Below are 18,797 nucleotides of genomic sequence, written 5' to 3'. Positions count from 1 at the left end.
CAGGTCACTCAGAACAAGGGCCGGACCAGCAGGTACGCGAGGCAGGCGATCGCGGCGGCAGCCGGGAACGTGATGATCCAGGCGATCACGATGTTGCCCGCCACGTTCCAGCGCACCGCGGAGAGCCGTTTCGTCGCGCCCACACCCATGATCGCCGAGGTGATCGTGTGCGTGGTGGAGATCGGCGCCTTCAGCACCAGCGCGTTGAAGTAGAGCACCGCGCTGGCCACGGTCTCGGCCGCGAAGCCCTCCGCGGGGCCGAGGTCGATGATCTTCCGGCCGAGCGTCCGGATGATCCGCCAGCCGCCCGCGTACGTGCCGGCCGCCAGCATCGCGGCGGAGGTCCAGAACACCCAGCCCGGGATGTGCGTCTTGCTCTCCTGGAAACCACCGGTGTAGAGCGCGAGCACGATGATGCCCATGGTCTTGGCGGCGTCCTGCATGCCGTGGCCGACCGACATGGCGGCGGCGGACGCGGTCTGCGCCCACCGGAAGCCGCGGCTGAGCTTGCCGGGCTGGCCCTTCCGGAACAGCCACATGATCGCCAGCATCATCAGGAAGCCGAGGATCAGGCCGACCACCGGCGAGAGCACCATCGGGACGAGGACCTTCTCGATGATGGTGCCCCACTGGACGATGCCGTCGGCGGCGAACAGGGTGGCGCCGACCAGGCCGCCGAAGAGGGCGTGCGAGGACGAGGACGGCAGGCCGAAGTACCAGGTGATCAGGTTCCAGATGATCGCGCCGAGCACGCCGGCGAAGACCACGCCGAGGCTCTCCACCCCGGTCGGCAACGTCACCAGCCCGTCGCCGACCGTCTTGGCCACCCCGGCGCCGAAGTGCGCGCCGACGAAGTTGCCGACGGCGGCCAGCGCGAGCGCGATCCGGGGGGTCAGCGCCCGGGTCGAGATGCTGGTGGCGATCGCGTTCGCCGCGTCATGAAAGCCGTTCGTGTAGTCGAACGCCATGGCGACCGCGATCACCGCCAGCACGGCGATGAGTTCGGGTGTCACTGGATCAGGACTCCTTGACCGCGATGGTCTCGACGGTGTTGGCGACGTGCTCGAAGGCGTCGCAGGCGGCCTCCAGCTCGTCGGCCACCTCCTTCATCTTCAGCACCGTGAGCGCGTCGTACTCACCGGAGAAGAGGCGTACCAGCAGCATCCGGTACGCCTGGTCGCCGTCGTTCTCGAGCCGGTTGCACTCGATCCAGTAGTCCTCGAGATCCTTCATCGACTTCAGCCGGGGCATCGCCTCGGCGGTGAGCTTGGCCTGCAGGTCGAGCACGTTCACCAGCTCGTGCAGCTCGCGCGGAAGCGACGGGAGCTTGGTCAGGCCGTACAGGTAGAGCAGGTTGCCGACCGCCTCCAGGTGGTCCATCACGTCGTCGAGCAGCGAGCCCAGCCGGTAGATGTCCTCCCGGTCGAACGGCGTGATGAACGTGGAGTTGATCTTCTTGTACAGCTCGTGCGTGATCTGGTCGCTGTCGTGCTCGATGTCGGTCAGCCGCTCGCTGATCGACTGCACGTCGGCACCGGGCAGACCCAGCTCGTTGAGCAGTTCGGTCCCCTTCACCAGGTTCTGCGCGGCCCTGGTGAAGAGCTCGTAGAAAGCGCCCTCGGTGGGACGGAAGGAAAACTTCACAGCACGGACCTCGTCGTGTCGGTGGAAGGGTGGCCGTCGCCCCCCGGGCGTCTGCTCTGCGCATGCTAGGGACCGCGCCGAACCCACTTTCGATCGGCCCACCCCTGGTCAGGCCCGATTCACCGCTCGTTCACCTTCCGTTCATCTGGTCACCCGCCGAGTTGGTTCCGTAACCGGTCACGCTCCCGTTCGACGTCGAAATCGGCAGGCGGATACCCCAGATCCAACCCGTCGAACGTCTCCCGCAGCAGGTGGGCGACCGCCCAGTCGCGGTACCACTTGCGGTCCGCCGGCACCACGAACCAGGGCGCGGCGTCCGTGCCACAACGCTGGAGAGCCTCGGCGTACGCGTCCTGGTAGTCGCCCCAGCGTGCCCGGGTGTCCAGGTCGCTGGGGTTGAACTTCCAGAACTTCGTCGGGTCGGTGAGCCGCTCCATCAGCCGCTCGCCCTGCTCGGCGTACGAGATGTGCAGCATGACCTTCACCACTGTGACCGCCTGCTCGGTCAGTTCCCGCTCGAAGTCGTTGATGATCGCGTACCGGGACCGCCAGGTCGCCTCGTCGACCAGCCCTTCGACCCGGGCGATGAGCACGTCCTCGTAGTGGGAGCGGTTGAACACGCCCACGTACCCGGGTGGCGGCAGCGCCCGGCGTACCCGCCACAGGAAGTCGTGCCGCAACTCCTCCTCGGTCGGCGGCCCGAACGAGCGGATGTGCAGCCCGAGCGGGTTCATCGCGCCCGCCACCCGCTTCACAGCGCCGTCCTTGCCGCCGCAGTCCATCGCCTGGAGAACCAGCAGCACCCGGCGCGGCCGGTCGCCGTCCAGCCCGGCGTCCGCCTGCGCCGGAGCGCTGGTGGCGCTGCCCGGGCCGGCGGCGCCCTGCGCCGAGGCGTACAGCATCTCCTGCTGCCGCCCGAGTTCCGCGCCGATCAGCTCGACCTGGGCCCGCGCCCACTCCTTGCGCGCCGGTCCGCGTCCGGCCGCCACCGGCAGCCCCGGCGTCGACCGGGGATCGACAGCCGCCAGATCCACAGTGCCCGGCGAAACCCGAAGCAGTTCCCGCATAGGCCCACCGACGGGCCGCACCACCTCACTCATCCCCCGATCCTCACCCCCGGAGCCCGTCCCCGCCCGCCTCGCCCCGTCGATCTTGCGGTTACGGCCCCCGGTACGCCCGGAAAGCACCGTTTGCCGGGGCGGCAAGTGCAAGATCAACGAGGGAGGGTGGGGTGCCGGCGAGGGTGGGTGGGGTGCCGTGGCGAGGGGTGGGGCGGGAGAATGAGGGGGTGGACGAGCTTGCGGGGGAGTTCGAGGCGGAACGAGGGCGTCTCCTGGCTGTGGCGCAGCGGATGCTCGGTAGCCGCAGCGAGGCCGAGGACGCGGTGCAGGAGACCTGGCTGCGCTTCTCCGGCGCGCTGAGCGACCCGGAGGAACGCGCCCGCGTACGCGATCTGCGCGGCTGGCTCATCACCACCTGCTCCCGGATCTGCCTGGACGTGCTCCGCTCCGCCCGGGTGCGCCGGGAGGCGTACCCCGGTCAGTGGCTCCCCGAGCCGATGGTGACAGCGGTGCCGGCGGCGGACGGGTTCGCGCCCGACCCGGCCGAGCGGGCGGTACGCGCCGACCAGCTCGGCACCGCGCTGCTGGTGGTGCTGGAACGGCTGACGCCGGAGCAGCGGGTGGCGTTCGTGCTGCACGACGTGTTCGCGGTGCCGTTCTCCGGCGTGGCGGACGTGCTCGCGGTGACGCCGGAGGCGGCCCGTCAGCTGGCGTCGCGCGCCCGCCGGGCGGTGCACGGGCCGGACGCGCCCCGGCACAGCGCCGACCTCGCCGAACAGCGGCGGGTGCTCGCCGCGTTCGCCGCCGCCGTGGAGTCCGGTGAGCTGGAGCAGCTGGTCCGCGTACTCGCCCCGGACGTCGTGTCGATCGGCGACGCCGGCGGCCACTTCCCGGCCGGCCGCCGGCCGGTGGTCGGCGTCGACTCGGTCGCCCGCCTGCTCCTCGGCCTGTACGGCCAGGCCCGGCAGCGGGGTGGCCTGCGCGGACGCCCGGTGCTGGTGGACGGCACACTGGGATGGCAGACGGAGTTCTTCCACCGGGACGGGCGAACCATCCGGATGGTCACCTCGTTCGCCGTCCACGAGGGGCGGGTCACCGGCGTGTTCAACCAGCTCAACCCAGCCAAGGTCGGCGAGCTGCCGCCGCTGGGACCGGACGCCGCCTGGCCGCCGCGCTGGTGAGCCGGCTCAGACCACCAGTGCGAGCCACTTCCGGTACGACGTGGCGAACGGCTCGGTGCCGTCGCCGAGCGCGCCGAGCAGCCAGCGGGACGCGGCCTCGGCCTCGGTGACCACGTCCTCCGGGTAGCCCCAGCGGGCCCGGTGCACGGCGAACTCGTCCTCGTCGCGCAGCTCGACCAGGCCGGTCTCGCGGCGACGCACCACGTCCAGGTCGAGGTCGATCAGGTGGACCGTCTCCTCGCCCTCCCAGCGGGCCGGGGTGGCGATGTCGCAGTAGACCTCGCTGGTGCGCGGCGGCGGGTTGAACATGCCGGTCCACCAGCCGTGGTGCGGCACCAGCAGGACGAACGGGATCCGCTCGACCGACGGGCGGCCGTGGTAGACGGACTCGGTGCCGGCGGGCACGCCGAGCCAGACGCCGAGATCGTCCTCGGCGAGCCGGCGGGCCGGGTAGTCGCGGTGTGCGCTGCCGTCGTACTTGCGGTAGATCACGCGGACCACATCGCTCGGCATGCCTGGCACCCTAACCGATTCCGGCCACGCCACGCGATCGGGAGGTAACCGGACGCGACCCGCCGTCCCGCCACGCCGTCGGAGCGGCCGGACCCCCGTCGGTGCCGGCGGGTACGGTCGCACGGTGACCCCGTCCCGCACCGCCACCGGCCCGGCCGTCCCGAAGAAGCGCCGCAAGGGCCGCGCCGGTGCCGGAGAGCTGCTGACCGCCGCGGTGGGCGCGGTTCCGGGCGGCGCGGCCCGGCCGGGTCAGCAGCAGATGGCCGAGGCGATCGAGCGCAGCATCGCCTCCGGAGAGCATCTGCTGGTGCAGGCCGGCACCGGCACCGGCAAGTCCCTGGCGTACCTCGCTCCGGCGCTGACAGTGGACGGGCCGGTGGTGGTCTCCACCGCCACGCTGGCGTTGCAGTCCCAGCTCGTCGAGCACGACCTGCCGAGGCTGGCCGACGCGGTCGAGCCGGTGCTGGGCCGCCGCCCCACCTTCGCCGTGCTGAAGGGGCGTCACCACTATCTCTGCCTGGCCCGGCTGGACAGCTCGGTCGAGGACGAGCCGGACGACGCGCTGTTCGACGCGCCGCGCGCCGGCAACAGCGGCGGCACCAAGTGGCTCGGCGAGGCGGGCCGGCTGGGCAAGCAGGTGCAGCGGCTGCGCGACTGGGCCGAGGAGACCGCCACCGGCGACCGCGACGAGCTGGATCCGGGCGTGGACGACCAGGTGTGGCGCAGCGTGTCCATGCCGGCCCGGGAGTGCGTGGGTGCGAGCCGCTGCCCGTTCGGGCAGGAGTGCTTCGCGGAGGCGTCCCGGGCGCGCGCCCGCGAGGCCGACATCGTGGTCACCAACCACAGCCTGCTCGCCGTCGACATGCTCGCCGGGCGGCACATCGTGCCGCCGCACAAGCTGCTCGTGGTGGACGAGGCGCACGAGCTGGCCGACCGGGTCTCGTCGGCCGCCCAGGCGGAGCTGGTGCCGGAGCTGATCGACAGGTCCACCCGGCGGGCCCGGCCGCTGCTGCGTCCCGACGTGGCCGAACGGCTCACCGAGGCGGGTGACGCGCTCGCCGTGGGGCTGGCCGAGGCGCCGGCCGGGCGGCTCACCGCAGGTCTGCCGCCCGCGCTGCGCGAGGCGTGCACGCTGCTGGACTCGGCGACCCGGGCCGCGCTGGAGGGGATCGGCGACGTGAAGGCCGACGACCCCGATCCGGTACGCAAGCAGCAGGCCAAGGCCGTGCTGGACGAGCTGTCCACCACCGCCCAGCGGCTGTTGGAGGAGGCCGACCACGACGTCGCCTGGGTCGAGAAGCCGGACAACGGCAGTCGCCGGGCACTCGTCGTCGCGCCGCTGTCGGTGGCGGGCACGCTCGCCACCCACCTGTACGAGGAGCGCACGGTGGTCGCCACCTCGGCCACGCTGGCGCTGGGCGGCCGCTTCGACACGGTGGCCCGGGCGCTGGGGCTGGACGCGCCGCCGCCCGCCCCGCCGTCACCGGCCGCCGCCGCGATCGCCACCGCTGCCGCCGCGGGCCGTTCCCCGGTCACGCCGGTGGCCGCCGCCGAGGGCAGCCGCGCGTCGATCGGCACCGTCCCCGCGACCGAGGGGCCGGGCTGGAGTTCGCTCGACGTCGGCTCGCCGTTCGACTACGCCCGGCAGGGCATCCTGTACGTCGCCGCGCACCTTCCCCGCCCCAGCGTCTCCGGGTTGCCCGGACCGGCCGGTGAGGAGTTGCTGGCGCTGGTCGAGGCGCTCGGTGGTCGTACCCTCGGGCTCTTCTCGTCGCGACGGGCCGCGCAGCAGGCCGCGGAGCTGGTGCGCGCGCGGACCGACCTGCCCGTGCTGCTCCAGGGCGAGGAGGCGCTGCCGCTGCTGGTACGCCGGTTCCGTGAGGTGCGGGAGAGCTGCCTGTTCGGGGTGATGTCGCTCTGGCAGGGGGTGGACGTGCCGGGCGACGCCTGCCAGCTCGTGGTGATCGACAGGTTGCCGTTCCCCCGCCCGGACGAGCCGCTCGCGGCGGCGCGGGCGGCGGCGGTGGACGCCGGCGGCGGCTCGGGTTTCGCGGCGGTGAGCGTGCCGATCGCGGCGGTCCGGCTGGCCCAGGGTGTCGGCCGGCTGATCCGGGCCACCGGTGACCGGGGCGTGGTGGCGGTGCTCGACTCGCGGCTGGAGACGGCACGCGGGTACGGCCCGTTCCTGCGCCGCTCGCTGCCGCCGTTCTGGTACACCACCCGGCCCGAGGTGGCCCGGGGCGCGCTGGAACGGCTCGCCAAGAGCTGACGCCCGCGCCTCCCCGGGCGGGGTGACGCGGGCGTCGGCGGGTCTTTCCTGTTCAGGGCGCCTGGGAGGCGACCACCACCGCGTCCGGCGGGGTGTCCGGCACGGTACGCGCGGCGAGCCGGCGCACCGCGGTGTTGAGGACGGCGATCAGCGGCACCGCGACCAGCGCGCCGGCGATGCCGGCGAGCACCACTCCGGCGGCGATGCCGATGATCACGGCGAGCGGGTGGATGGCCACCGCGCGCCCCATGATCAGCGGCTGGAGCACGTGGCCCTCGACCTGCTGCACGCCGACCACCACGCCGAGGATGATCAGGGCGGTCACCGGGCCGCTGTCGACGAGCGCGACCAGCACGGCCACCACTCCGGACAGGAACGCGCCGACGATCGGGATGAACGCGCCCAGGAAGACCAGCGCGGCCAGCGGGAACGCGAACGGGATGTCGAACAGCACCAGGAAGATGCCGATGCCGACCGCGTCGATGAAGGCGACGAGCACCGTGGCCCGCACGTAAGCGCCGAGCGTCGCCCACGACGCGCGACCGGCGTCGTCGACCTTCCAGCGGGCCGCGACCGGCAGCAGCCGGACCAGGAACCGCCAGATCGAATTGCCGTCACGCAGGAAGAAGAACGTGGCGAACAGCACGAGCACGGTGCCGGTGAGCACCTCGGCGAGCGTGGCGGCGGTGCTGAGCGCACCGCTGGTGAACCGCTCGGTGTTGCCGTTGATCCAGTTCTGCGCCTCGTTGATGTAGCGGTCGAGCTGGCTGTCGGACAGGTGCAGCGGGCCGGTCTTGAACCAGTCCTGGATCTGCCGAACGCCCTGCGAGGACTTCTCGCTCAGCTCCGGTACGCCCTTGATGAACTCGTTGACCACCAGCGTCAGCGTGCCCACCACGGCGGCCAGGCCGCCGACGAGCACCACGCCGGTGGCCAGGGAGCGGGGCAGGCGGGCCCGGAGCAGCCAGCCGACCGCCGGGGCGAGCAGCGCGGAGAGCAGCAGCGCCACGGTCAGCGGGATGATCACGATGCTGATCGTGCCGACGATCTTGAGCAGGGCCCAGGTGACGATGCCGATCACGATCAGGCGCCAGCACCACGCGGCGGCGATGCGCAGCGCGTGCGGCACCTCCGTGTCGTCCCGGCTCACAGTCGAGGAGTGCATCGCCGCCGGCGGCTGGACGCCCACCACCGTCGCCTCCGGCGCGGCGGGCGGCCCGGGCGAGGCGGGCGTGGCCACGCCCCCGTCCGCCGCCTCCGCGGCGGCTGCCCGCCGGGTCCGGGCGGCTTCGCGGCCCGACTCGTACGCACGGCGGAGCCGTCCGCGCATCCGCTCCATGCGGCTCAAGCGCACCTCCGGCAAATCGGCCCCACCGGGTCACAGGGGGCACAGGATACGTCCGTACGCCCCACCCTAGGGCGACTCGGCCACACATTGCCCTCCCGGCGCTCTCACCAACCACGCCGGAATCGACGGACGGCCACGCGGTAGCGTCTTCGCGTGACCGCCGACCAGAGTCTCGACGCCGGGCTGCCGATCCGCCTGCTGCACGACCGCGTGCTGGTGCGTACCGAGGGTGCGGAGGGGGAACGCCGCTCCACCGCCGGCATCGTGATCCCCGCGACGGCCGCCGTGGGCAAGCGGCTGGCCTGGGCCACAGCGGTCGGCGTCGGGCCGAACGTCCGCGCGATCGTGGCCGGTGACCGGGTGCTGTTCGACCCGGACGACCGCTCCGAGGTCGAGTTGCACGGGCGGGCGTACGTGCTGCTGCGCGAGCGGGACGTGCACGCCGTGGCGGCCGAGCGGGTGGAGAGCACCGCCGCCGGCTCCACCGGTCTGTACCTGTAGTCCTCCCCTCCGACGCCGCTCGCTCCGCGGCGGTGCCGTTTGCGGCGCTGCCCGGCGGGAAGCCCAGGCACCTCAGCGCGCCCTGGGGAGGGACACCATGCCGGTAGTGATCAAGAAGATCCTCGCCTGGGGATTCCTCGCGTTCCTGATCTACTTCATGGCGTTCCGGCCGGACGGCGCGGCGCAGGTGTTCAAGGGCATCGGGGCCGCGCTGATGGCCATCGCCCAGGGGCTCGGCGACTTCCTGACCGGCCTGATGAGCTGACCGGCGTCCCCGACGAACCGGCCGGCCTCAGCGCCCGGGGTGCCAGGGCGCGCCCGGGTCGTGCCAGCCGCCCGGGCCGTGACCGCTCGGGCCGTAGCCGCTCGGCGGGAAGGCGGGCGGCGGGGCCAGCACCACCGGGATCGGCACCACCGGGTCGTCCGGCGCCTCCACCGGGCGCTGCGAACCGTCCGGGAACCGCAGGTGGTAGCGCTGACCGTCCCAGACCCCGACGGGCGCCTGCGGGTCACGACCGACGAAGTACGACCGGTACGCGGTGATCGCGTCCAGCAGCTCCCGTTCCTCCCGTGCCGTCCGCTCCCGCTCGGCGGGCTTGTGATCGAGCCCCCGGCGCATCCCGTCGCGCAGCAGCGCCAGCCGGGTCGCGGCGAACTGGTAGCCGCGCATCGCGCGTACCCCGCCCTCACCGGCGACCCGCCGGGCCCAGGTACGCGCCGCGTGCCGCCGGCCCAGGCTCCCCAGCGCCGCCACCTCGGGCGGGGTGAGCCAGCCCGCGCGTACGTAGTCGGGCAGCGTGCGCTCGGTGAGCCGGCCCTCCCAGGCGCGCAGCCAGATCGCCAGCCCCACCATCGCGAAGAAGATCGGCATCATCAGGCCGATGAAGCCGTAGAGCGCGATCACCGGCTGCCCGATGGCCTGGGCCAGCGTCGGCAGCAGGTTCCAGGTGCCGTGCAGGATCATCGCCACGAGCAGCCCGGCGAGCGGCGCGAGCACCCGTACCCGGCGGTCGGCGGTACGCGCCGCGATACCGAGCCCGACGCCGGTCATCGAGGTGAACAGCGGGTGGGCGAAGCCGAACAGCAGGATCCGGCCGATGAACAGCGCGATCACCAGTTGCGTGCCGGTGGCCGGGCCGTACTGCTCCACGCCGGTGCGGTAGCCGTAGCCGCCCAGGTAGAGGATGTTCTCCACCATGGCGAAGCCGACCGCGGAGAGCCCGCAGTAGACCAGGCCGTCGGTGATCCCGGAGAACTCGCGGCGCCGGAAGATCAGCAGCAGGAGCGGGCCGGCCGCCTTGGTCAGCTCCTCGATGAACGGGGCGACGAGCACCGCGGTGAGCGCGGCGGGCAGCCCCAGGTCGTCGAAGATCTGCGCGCCGGTCTGGTTGACCTTCAGCGAGATGGCGGTGGAGACGAAGGCACCCCAGGCGAAGCAGAAGACGAGGTAGGGCAGCGGCTCGGGCTCGTAGCGGTCGAGCCACAGGAGGCAGGCGACCAGCACCGGCACCGGCAGGACCGCCGCGACGGCGCCCACCAGGAGCGCCTCCGCGCCCAGGCTCTCACTCAGCTCGTAGACCATGTAGAGCGCGCCGGCCGCGATCAGCAGCACCACCCCGGCCAGCACCATCGCCCGTCGCCAGCCGAACCGGCGCGACGGCATCCCGGGCGTCGGCGCCCCCGCGGGCGGGGCGGCGGGCGCGTGCGGTGGCGGCGGTGCTGCGCCGGGCGGGGTGTCGGCCATGCGGTCAGCGTAGTCACCCGCGACCCACTGGTCCGGTCGCATCGTCACGGCTATGCTCCCGAACAGGTCACGAGCGCCAGCGTCAAGCCCCGGCTTGCTGGCCGGCAACCCTCGTCGAGGTTCGCGGTGGGGTGCCCCGGGTGATGACCGGGCCCGGTGCCGCTCCGCGCGCCGGGCAAGCGCGGACCCCGTCCCGGCACGCCTGGGGTCCCTGTGACCCGGAGGCTCCGGCATGACCGTCACCCTCGTACCCTCGCTGCCCGTGCTGCCCGCGCCGGCCCGGCCCGACCCGCTCGGCGTGCTCGGCGTACCGGGGGAGATCAACCTGGACCACGCCGCCAGCGCGCCGTGCGCGCGGGCCGCGGCCGACGCGGTGGCCGGGCTTCTTCCCTGGTACGCGAGCGTGCACCGGGGCGCCGGCGCGCTGTCGCGGCGCTGCACGCTGGCCTACGAGCGGGCCCGGCAGACGGTAGGCGACTTCCTCGGCGCCCGCCCCGGCGACCACGTGATCTTCACCCGGAACACCACCGACGCGCTTAACCTGCTGGCCCGGGCGCTGCCCGCCGGCACCACCGTGATCACGTTCGGCGGCGAGCACCACGCCAACCTGCTGCCCTGGCCGCGCGGCTCGGTACGGCTGCCGGTGCCGGACAGCCCGGCCGGGGCGGTCCGGTCCCTCGCGGCGGCGCTCGGCGAACTGGCCCGCGACGCCCGGCCCGGCCTGCCGGTGCTGGTGGCGGTCACCGGCGCCGGCAACGTCACCGGCGAGTGCCTGCCGGTCGCCGAACTGGCCCGGGTGGCGCACCGGTACGGCGCCCGCATCCTGGTCGACGCCGCGCAGCTCGCCCCGCACGCCCCGGTCGACCTGACCGCGCTCAACGTGGACTACGTGGCAGTGTCCGGGCACAAGCTGTACGCCCCGTTCGGCGCGGGCGTGCTCGCCGGGCGCGCGGACTGGCTGGACACGGCCCCGCCGTACCTGGCCGGAGGCGGCGCCACCAGCCACGTCGGCGCGGCGACGCACGAGGTGCGCTGGACGACCGGCCCGGCCCGGCACGAGGCCGGCACTCCGAACCTGCTCGGCGCGGTGGCGCTCGCCGCGGTCTGCGAGGCGCTCGGCGCGGCCGACCGGGACGCGCTGCACGCCCGGGAACAGGCGCTGCTGGCACGGCTGCGTACCGGCCTGGCCGCGCTGCCGGACGTGGTGGAGCTGCGCATGTTCTCCCCCGAAGCGCCCCGGGTGGGCATCGTCAGCTTCGTGGTCGCCGGGCGGGACTCCGCCGAGGTGGCCGCCCACCTGGCGAGCCGGCACCGGATCGGGGTACGCGACGGCCTGTTCTGCGCCCACCCGCTGACCCGGCGCCTGCTGGCCGAGGCCGCCGCCCGTACCGGCCGCACCGACCTGCCACCGACAGCCCTACGAGCCAGCCTCGGCCTGGGCACCACGCCGAGCGAGGTAGACGCCCTACTGACGGCCCTGACCCACCTCTCCTAGCCCTCTCCCCCGCCGCACCCCACCCACTCACTCCCCCGCCTCGTCGATCATGAAGTTGGCCGGCCCGGAAAGCGCTTTCCCGGCAGCTAACTCCATGATCGCCGCCGGACGGGTAGCCGGGCGAGCCCGCCCCCGCGCAGCCTCACCCCCGCCCGGACCACGTGCGGTGATCAAGGAGTTTGTGCACTAGTTGATCTCCTCGGAGTCCACTAACTCCTTGATCAACGCGGTAAGGCGGGGGCGGGAGCGGGGCGGGGGGCGGGGGGCGGGGCGGGGTCAGCCGACGGGTGGGGCTGTGGGTGGGTGGGCGGCGGGGTTCTGGGCTGCGGGTTCGCCCTGGCGGTTCTCGCCGAACGCCTGCCGGACCAGCCGGTTCGCCTCCTCCTGCTCGATCCCGGAGGCCACCATCAGATCGCTCGCCGTGGTACGCACCTGCGCGATCACCACGCTGCCGGAGAAGCCGACCCCCTCGGCGTACGCCCGGCCGGCCTCGCTCACCGCGCGCAGCGACCGTTCGCGGGCCTCCTGCGGCTCCTGCCCGGCGGCGAACTCCTGGCGGAGCAGGCGCACCGACTCGGCCAGGTGACCTATCGCGTCCGGCATCGGCTCAGGGACCGGCTCGTCGTCCTCGATCATGGTGACCGCGCGGCGGATCAGCGTGCCGCTGTTGCGCATCGCCCGGTCGATCGGGTCGGCCGCCTCCGCGTAGTGGGTCAGCTCGCTGCGCCGGTGCCAGCGGGCCGGGGAGAGCGTGCTGGTCTCCTTGGCGCCCTCGATCGCCTCGGAGAGCGCGGCCAGTTCCTCCTTGTTCTCGCGCAGCCGGAACAGCGCCCGCTGGGCCGCGTCCCGGTCCCGGTTGCGCACCGCGTCGGCGCAGGCGTCGAGCTGGCCGGCGAGCAGGTCCAGCGCGGGCCGGGCGGCCCGGTTGATCACCCGTAGCGGGTTGAGCGGCAGCAGGATGGCGGTGACCAGCAGCGCGATGCCGCCGCCGAGCAACGCGTCGATGAACCGGGGGAACTCCAGGTTCTCGGTGGACGGGCTGAGCGTCACGATCAGCACCGCGGTGGCCGCGGCCTGGATCACGATGGCGACACTCGCCCCGGCGAAGATGCTCAGCAGGATCGCCGAGGTCACCACGAGCGCGAGCTGCCAGGCGCCGGTGCCGACGAAGTAGATGAGCGCGTCGCCGACGAGCACGCCGACGGCCACGCCGACGATCAGCTCGACCGTACGCCGGAACCGCTGCCCCACCGAGGCGGCGAGCGTGCCCACCGCGGAGATCGGGGCGAAGACCGGCTGCGGGTTCTTCAGCAGCCGGTGCGAGATCAGATAGGCCAGACCGGCCGCGAGGCCGGCCTGCACGGCGAGGCCGAACGCGGTACGGACCCGGTGCAGCCGGTCGTGCAGCGTCGCCTTGCCCCGGTGCCGCAGTTCCTCCATCGCGGAGGCGATCCGCTGCCCGTCCCGGTCCGCCAGCCCTTCGCGCAGCTTGCCACGACGCAGGAACTGCAGTCGTCCGTCCCGGGCCATGGCCGGTACTACCCGTACCGCTCCGGCTGAATCCCTCCGACCGGGCCGGAGTGGGGCAGACTGCACCCGATGGACGACCTGACGGCACGCTGGCGGGACACGGCACGGGCGGCGGGCGCGACCGATCCGGCGGCTGTCGACCGGGCCGGTGCCCGGCTGCTGGCGGGCTGGCGGGAGCCGCACCGGCGCTACCACGACGAGGCGCACCTGCGGGCGGTGCTCGACGTGGTCGACGCGTACGCCGGTCTGGCCCGCGACCCGGACCTGGTCCGGCTGGCGGCGTGGTGCCACGACGCGGTCTACGACCCGCGCGCGGCGGGCAACGGCAACGAGCGGGCCAGCGCCGACCTGGCCGGGGAACTGCTGGCCGCCGCCGGGCTCCCGGCCGCGACGGTGACCGGGGTACGCCGCCTGGTGCTGCTCACCGCCGGCCACGCGGTCGGGCCGGACGACCCGGACGGCGCGCTGCTGTGCGACGCGGACCTGGCGGTGCTCGCCGCCTCGGCGGAGCGCTACGACAGGTATGCCGTGGCGATCCGCGCCGAGTACGCGCACGTGCCCGATCCGGACTTCCGCACCGGCCGGGCCGCGGTGCTGCGGCACCTGCTCGACCTGCCGGCGCTGTACCGCCTACCCGAGCCGCACGCCCGCTGGGAGGACCGGGCCCGGGCCAACCTGTCCCGGGAGCTGGCCGCGCTCACCTGAGACGCGGTGCTTCGGGCGGCGCAGACCGGCGTCCCGCAGCAGGCGGACGATCTCCCGCGAGGGCACGACGGTGGCGCCCAGCCAGACCGCTGTCCGGAACCGCTCGGCGGGCACGTCGTAGTGGTCGCGGTCGAAGCCGCGCCGGGGCGCGCCGAGCATCTCGGCGAACGCGTGCAGCTCGGCGTAGGAGACGTCGCTGATCAGGTGCGACCAGAGCCGGCCGCGCCAGGGCACGGCGGGCGGGTCCAGGTAGAGCACGGCAACAGACGGTACGCCGGTAGCCTTCCCGGCATGGCCGCCCATCCCCTCCTCGACGACCTGCGGGCCGCGCTCGGTGACGCCGCCGTGCTGACCGACCCGGACCTGCTGGCCGGGCATGAGCGCGACGAGGCCGACCTGTGCGACTCGGGCACCCCGCTGGCGGTGGTACGCCCCCGCGACACCGACGAGGTGGTGGCGGTGGTCCGCGCGGCCGGACGGCACGGCGTACCCGTGGTGCCGCAGGGTGCGCGGACCGGGCTCGCCGGCGCGGCGAACGCGGTCGACGGCGCGGTGGTGGTGAGCACCGTGGCGATGGACGCGGTCCGGGAGATCGACCCGGTCGGCCGGATCGCTGTGGTGCAGCCGGGCGTGGTGAACGCGGCGCTGGCCCGCGCGGTACGGGAGCACGGCCTCTGGTATCCGCCGGACCCCGGCTCGTGGGAGTCGTCCACGATCGGCGGCAACGTGGCCACGAACGCCGGTGGCATGTGCTGCGTGAAGTACGGCGTGACCAGCGAGTACGTGCTGGGCCTGGAGGTGGTGCTCGCCTCCGGCGAGGTGCTGCGCACCGGGCGGCGTACCGCCAAGGGCGTAGCCGGGTACGACCTGACCCGCCTGTTCGTGGGCTCGGAGGGCACGCTCGGCGTGATCACCGAGGTGACCGTGGCGTTGCGTCCGGCCCCGGAGGAGTCACTGACCCTGGTCGCGGTCTTCCCCACCGTGGCGACTGCAGGTGGCGCGGTCGCCGGGATCGCCGAGCGCGGGCTCACGCCGAGCCTGCTGGAACTGCTGGACCGGACGCATCTGCTGGCGATCGAGGCGTACCGGCCGATGGGTCTGCGCACCGATGCCGAGGCGCTGCTGCTCGCGGCGGTGGACACCGGCACACGGGCCGCCGACGACCTGGCCCGGCTCGCCGAGGTGTGCACGGCGGCGGGCGCCGACGAGGTCTACGCGGCCACCGACGCGACCGAGGCGGCGGCCCTGCTCCAGGCGCGGCGGCTGGCCCACCCGGCGATGGAGCGGTTCGCCGCCGAGACGTTCCCGGGCGGCAACGGCGGCCTGGTCATCGACGACGTGGCGGTGCCGCGCGGCCGGCTGGCGGAGCTGCTCGACGGGGTGGCCCGGATCGCCGAGGCGTGCCGGGTGCCGATCGGGGTGGTCGGCCACGCCGGCGACGGCAACATGCACCCGAACATCGTGGTAGACCGGGCCGATCCGGCGAGCCTGGCCCGGGGACGGCAGGCCTTCGACGAGATCATGCGGCTGGGGCTCGACCTGGGCGGCACCTGCACCGGGGAGCACGGCGTCGGGCTGCTCAAGCGGGACTGGCTGGCCCGCGAGATCGGCCCGGTGGGCGTACGCGTGCACCAGGCGATCAAGGCGGCGCTGGACCCGGCCGGGCTGCTCAACCCCGGCAAGGTTTTCTAGCCCTTGTCCTCCGCGGGCGTGGCCTGGGTGACGAGCAGCAGCACGTCGTAGGCCACCTTCGGCTTCGGCTCACCCGGGCAGTCCTGGATGGTGACGGTCAGGTCCGGCGGCACGAGCAGCGTCGAGGTCAGCACGCCGATGCAGCCCTGCTTGTAGTTGCGGGCCTGGTCGGTCTCCGTCGCGATCGCCGGGTCGGCGAGCATCCGCTGGAGCCGCCGCGTCTGGTCCGGGCTCAGCGTGCCGGTGGCGTCCACGCCGTCGCCGGCGCAGTCGCGGCACTGCCAGCGGCCGGACGGGTCCACGTCGAGGTTGCGGACCGGGCCGTCACCGAGCCGCTGCACCAGGGAGACGCGTCTGCCGTCCGGTGCCGGGCTCGCCGTGCCGGCCGCCCCGGGTGTGGTGGCGCCCTCGGCCCGGCCGAAGGAGCAGCCGGTCAGAGCGGTTGCCAGCAGCACAACAGCGGACAGGGCGGGGACGCGCAACCAGGATGGGCGGACCACGCGGGGAAACCTACACTTCCGTAGGTAGCGCGCACCAGCGGCCGAGCGGCCCGGGTCGGGGATCCCCTACCTGGGGGAGGCCGGAAGTTCAACGCCCGGGCCGTCGATCCCTCGGTCTGCCGCGAATCCGCGCACATCGGGCGCGCCGAGGCGGGCCGCGTCGGCCGCGATGTCGTCCGGCATGAGCTGCGACTCCCGCTCGGCCAGCACCCGCGCCCGGTAGTGGGCGACCTCCCGGTCCCGGGTCGCCGCGTCCCAGCCGAGCACCGCACCCATCAGCTCGGCGGCGTGCTCCGCCGACTCCAGGCCGCGGTGGCTGGTCTCGATGGAGATCCGGGTACGCCGGGTGAGCACGTCCTCCAGGTGCAGCGCGCCCTCGGCGCGGGCGGCGTACGTCACCTCGGCGGCGAGGTATTCCGGTGCGCCCGCCAGCGGCGAGCCGAGCAGCGGGTCGGCGTCGACCAGGGCGAGCAGGTCCAGGGTGAGGCTGCCGTAGCGCTCCAGCAGGTGCTCGACCACGCCGACCGCCACCCCGTGCCGGCGGGCCAGGTCGGCCCGGTCCCGCCACATGGCGGCGTACCCGTCGGCGCCGAGCAGCGGCAGGTCGGCGGTACGCGAGGAGCGGGTCCGGCCGAGCCGGTGCATGGCGCGGTCGACCACGTCCGAGGCCATCACCCGGTAGGTGGTGTATTTCCCGCCCGCGACCAGCAGCAGGCCGAGCATCGGCTCCACCACGGCGTGCTCGCGGGACAGCTTGGAGGTGGAGTCCGCCTCGCCGGCCAGCAGCGGGCGCAGCCCGGCGTAGACGCCCTCGATGTCGGCGGTGGTCAGCGGCCGGTCCAGCACGGTGTTGACCTGCGACAGCAGGTAGTCGATGTCGCTCGCGGTCGCGGCCGGGTGGGACCTGTCGAGTTGCCAGTCCGTATCGGTGGTGCCGATGATCCAGTGCCCGCCCCAGGGGATCACGAACAGCACGCTCGTCGCGGTACGCAGGATCAGGCCGGTCTCGCCGACGATCGCCGAGCGGGGCACCACGAGGTGCACCCCCTTGGAGGCCCGGACCCGCAGCTTCGGGCGCAGCCCGACGTCGTTGAGCATCCGCGACATGTCGTCGCTCCACACGCCGGTGGCGGCGATCACGGTGCGGGCGCGTACCTCGAACTCGGCGTCCGGCGAACCGGCGGGCGCCTCCAGGTCGCGGACCCGCACGCCGGTGACCTCCCGGGCCTGCCGGGTCAGGCCGACCGCGCGGGCGCTCGTCACCACAGTCGCGCCGAGGCTCGCCGCGGTGCGCGCCAGCGTCACCACCAGGCGGGCGTCGTCGACCTGGCCGTCGTAGTAGCGGATCGCGCCGGCCAGCTTGTCCGGCCGGAGGCTGGGGAAGATCCGGCGGGTGCCCTCGCGCGTGAGGTGCCGGTGCAGCGGCATGCCGCGCCCGCCGCCGAAGACCCCGGCGAACGCGTCGTACGCGGCCACGCCGAGACCGTAGTAGGAGCGGCGGAAGAACCGCCGGGGCAGGTCACGCGCGCCGCCCTCGGCGGGCAGCGGCACCAGGATCGGCACCGGCCGGACCAGGTGCGGCGCGAGCCGGGTGGCGAGCAGGCCGCGCTCGGTCAGCGCCTCGTGGACCAGGTGGAACTCCAGCTGCTCCAGGTAGCGCAGGCCGCCGTGGATCAGCTTGCTGGACCGGCTGGACGTGCCGGCGGCGTAGTCGCGCGCCTCCACCAGGGCCACCTTCAGCCCTCGGGACGCGGCGTCGAGCGCGGCGCCCGCTCCGGTCACGCCACCGCCGATGACCAGCACGTCGAACCGCTCGGCCCGGAGCCGGCGCAGGTCGTCGGCGCGGCGCTCGGGGGACAGCCGGCCGGCCGTGGATCGGGACACACTCGGGTCACGCACCAGTCAACGGTAACCGTCCCGGGCGCGCGGCGACACGGCCCGGCCGTACCGTGATGACCATGCTGACCGGTCCGCCGCTCGCCCCCGTACCGCCGCCGCCACCGCGCGAGACCGGTCCGTGGCCGGTCGTCGCGGCGGTGGCGACCGGGGTGTGGATCGTGCTGGTCACCGTGCCGGGCCAGGTCACCGGCTGGCTGGTCGACCAGGTGGCGCTGGTCATCGGCGCGGACCGGCCGGTGGCGGCCTGGCCGGTGGTGGCGGTGGCCACGGTGCTGCTGGCGGGCGCCCCGGCGCTGGCGCTGGCGCTCGCGCCCCGCTCCCCCGCGCTGCGGGCGACCGGCCGGGCCTGGACCGCCGCCGTGGTGGCGCTCGGCGTGACCACGCTGCTGCGGACGGTGCCACCGGTACACCACGAGGCGTACCTGGCCGCGCTCGCGGTGACCGCCGCGGTGCTCGCGCTCGTCGCCGTCCGTCTCGGCCGGGTCCGGCCACCGGTGGTCGTGGACGCGGCCCCGGAGGGCCGGTTCGGCTCGGTGTCGCTGCTGGCGATCGCGGCCGGGCTGGCCGTACTCCTGCCGTGGGCCTGGGTGGGCGCGCTCGGCGGAGCGCTGGAGACGTTGCTGGCCGCCCTGGCCGCCGCCGCGTTGGGCGCGCTCGCCGGGGCGCTGCTCGGCGCCGGCTTCTGGGCCGCGTTCGGGCCCGGCCCGGTCCGGCT

General features: G+C 74.0%; 17 protein-coding genes, 1 pseudogene and 1 riboswitch. Of the genes and pseudogenes, 8 read left to right on the top strand and 10 right to left on the bottom strand.

Translation table 11 applies throughout. From position 1 onward, the window contains the following. Window positions 1-8 precede the first annotated feature (8 nt). The 3 genes from AC2CHG_RS02835 to AC2CHG_RS02825 all read right to left on the bottom strand — a co-directional run bounded on the left by AC2CHG_RS02835 (window position 9) and on the right by AC2CHG_RS02825 (window position 2,744). Window positions 9-1,013, bottom strand: a complete 1,005-nt coding sequence (locus AC2CHG_RS02835) for an inorganic phosphate transporter (RefSeq protein ID WP_262013238.1) — start codon at window positions 1,011-1,013, stop codon at window positions 9-11. A 4-nt stretch (window positions 1,014-1,017) separates the two neighbouring features. Continuing rightward, window positions 1,018-1,644: a DUF47 domain-containing protein gene (locus tag AC2CHG_RS02830; protein ID WP_013288834.1), complete on the bottom strand. Its 627-nt coding sequence runs from the start codon at window positions 1,642-1,644 to the stop codon at window positions 1,018-1,020. A 149-nt stretch (window positions 1,645-1,793) separates the two neighbouring features. Beyond that, window positions 1,794-2,744 carry a PPK2 family polyphosphate kinase gene (locus AC2CHG_RS02825; protein WP_262013239.1) on the bottom strand — a complete coding sequence of 317 codons (951 nt, stop codon included), beginning with the start codon at window positions 2,742-2,744 and terminating at the stop codon, window positions 1,794-1,796. A 188-nt stretch (window positions 2,745-2,932) separates the two neighbouring features. Here AC2CHG_RS02825 and sigJ point away from each other — a divergent pair, with 188 nt between their 5' ends. Beyond that, entirely contained in the window at window positions 2,933-3,886 is a 954-nt protein-coding gene (sigJ, locus tag AC2CHG_RS02820) for an RNA polymerase sigma factor SigJ (protein ID WP_355511477.1), read from the top strand. A gap of 6 nt (window positions 3,887-3,892) precedes the next feature. Here the strand turns inward: sigJ and AC2CHG_RS02815 are convergent, their stop codons facing one another. Continuing rightward, window positions 3,893-4,399, bottom strand: coding sequence for a DUF402 domain-containing protein (locus tag AC2CHG_RS02815; RefSeq protein ID WP_123110811.1), 507 nt, complete (start codon window positions 4,397-4,399; stop codon window positions 3,893-3,895). A gap of 124 nt (window positions 4,400-4,523) precedes the next feature. Between AC2CHG_RS02815 and AC2CHG_RS02810 the strand changes: the two genes are divergently transcribed. Continuing rightward, on the top strand, window positions 4,524-6,668 hold the full coding sequence (locus AC2CHG_RS02810) for an ATP-dependent DNA helicase (RefSeq protein WP_484524093.1): 2,145 nt from the start codon (window positions 4,524-4,526) through the stop codon (window positions 6,666-6,668). Between the two features lie 52 nt (window positions 6,669-6,720). Here AC2CHG_RS02810 and AC2CHG_RS02805 read toward each other — a convergent pair whose 3' ends face one another. Continuing rightward, window positions 6,721-8,007 carry an AI-2E family transporter gene (locus AC2CHG_RS02805; RefSeq protein WP_463839385.1) on the bottom strand — a complete coding sequence of 429 codons (1,287 nt, stop codon included), beginning with the start codon at window positions 8,005-8,007 and terminating at the stop codon, window positions 6,721-6,723. A 162-nt stretch (window positions 8,008-8,169) separates the two neighbouring features. Here AC2CHG_RS02805 and AC2CHG_RS02800 point away from each other — a divergent pair, with 162 nt between their 5' ends. Both AC2CHG_RS02800 and AC2CHG_RS02795 read left to right on the top strand, forming a co-directional pair. Then, complete coding sequence (locus AC2CHG_RS02800; protein ID WP_013288840.1) at window positions 8,170-8,517, top strand: GroES family chaperonin; 348 nt, start codon at window positions 8,170-8,172, stop codon at window positions 8,515-8,517. 97 nt (window positions 8,518-8,614) lie between these two features. After that, on the top strand, window positions 8,615-8,782 hold the full coding sequence (locus AC2CHG_RS02795; RefSeq protein ID WP_167796936.1) for a hypothetical protein: 168 nt from the start codon (window positions 8,615-8,617) through the stop codon (window positions 8,780-8,782). A 27-nt stretch (window positions 8,783-8,809) separates the two neighbouring features. Here the strand turns inward: AC2CHG_RS02795 and AC2CHG_RS02790 are convergent, their stop codons facing one another. Next, window positions 8,810-10,303 carry a PrsW family intramembrane metalloprotease gene (locus AC2CHG_RS02790; protein ID WP_355511543.1) on the bottom strand — a complete coding sequence of 498 codons (1,494 nt, stop codon included), beginning with the start codon at window positions 10,301-10,303 and terminating at the stop codon, window positions 8,810-8,812. A gap of 23 nt (window positions 10,304-10,326) precedes the next feature. Next, a riboswitch (SAM riboswitch) is annotated at window positions 10,327-10,449 on the top strand. 44 nt (window positions 10,450-10,493) lie between these two features. On the opposite strand from AC2CHG_RS02790, the gene AC2CHG_RS02785 reads away from it, so the two are divergent. Then, window positions 10,494-11,756 (top strand): aminotransferase class V-fold PLP-dependent enzyme, encoded by a 1,263-nt coding sequence (locus tag AC2CHG_RS02785; protein WP_484524092.1) that lies wholly within the window; start codon window positions 10,494-10,496, stop codon window positions 11,754-11,756. Between the two features lie 276 nt (window positions 11,757-12,032). Here AC2CHG_RS02785 and AC2CHG_RS02780 read toward each other — a convergent pair whose 3' ends face one another. Continuing rightward, window positions 12,033-13,286, bottom strand: coding sequence for an FUSC family protein (locus tag AC2CHG_RS02780; RefSeq protein ID WP_262013244.1), 1,254 nt, complete (start codon window positions 13,284-13,286; stop codon window positions 12,033-12,035). Between the two features lie 69 nt (window positions 13,287-13,355). On the opposite strand from AC2CHG_RS02780, the gene AC2CHG_RS02775 reads away from it, so the two are divergent. After that, window positions 13,356-13,991, top strand: coding sequence for an HD domain-containing protein (locus tag AC2CHG_RS02775; RefSeq protein WP_484524091.1), 636 nt, complete (start codon window positions 13,356-13,358; stop codon window positions 13,989-13,991). On the opposite strand, the gene AC2CHG_RS02770 is transcribed toward AC2CHG_RS02775, so the two are convergent. Next, entirely contained in the window at window positions 13,917-14,249 is a 333-nt protein-coding gene (locus AC2CHG_RS02770; protein WP_194801852.1) for a DUF4031 domain-containing protein, read from the bottom strand. The genes AC2CHG_RS02775 and AC2CHG_RS02770 overlap by 75 nt on opposite strands. Before the next feature lie 33 nt (window positions 14,250-14,282). Between AC2CHG_RS02770 and AC2CHG_RS02765 the strand changes: the two genes are divergently transcribed. After that, complete coding sequence (locus AC2CHG_RS02765) at window positions 14,283-15,683, top strand: FAD-binding oxidoreductase (RefSeq protein ID WP_355511468.1); 1,401 nt, start codon at window positions 14,283-14,285, stop codon at window positions 15,681-15,683. Here the strand turns inward: AC2CHG_RS02765 and AC2CHG_RS02760 are convergent. Next, window positions 15,680-16,183 (bottom strand): hypothetical protein, encoded by a 504-nt coding sequence (locus AC2CHG_RS02760; RefSeq protein WP_262013247.1) that lies wholly within the window; start codon window positions 16,181-16,183, stop codon window positions 15,680-15,682. The two genes, AC2CHG_RS02765 and AC2CHG_RS02760, sit on opposite strands and share 4 nt — an antisense overlap. Window positions 16,184-16,249: 66 nt before the next feature. Continuing rightward, window positions 16,250-18,067, bottom strand: coding sequence for a glycerol-3-phosphate dehydrogenase/oxidase (locus AC2CHG_RS02755; protein ID WP_262013271.1), 1,818 nt, complete (start codon window positions 18,065-18,067; stop codon window positions 16,250-16,252). 74 nt (window positions 18,068-18,141) lie between these two features. On the opposite strand from AC2CHG_RS02755, the pseudogene AC2CHG_RS02750 reads away from it, so the two are divergent. Then, window positions 18,142-18,797 (top strand): annotated as a pseudogene (locus AC2CHG_RS02750) (S8 family serine peptidase); the annotation flags it as partial.

It is taken from the genome of Micromonospora sp. ATLC20 (assembly GCF_057196585.1).
Note: the sequence above shows the minus strand (reverse complement) of the source record. Positions and strands in the feature narration are given on the sequence as shown.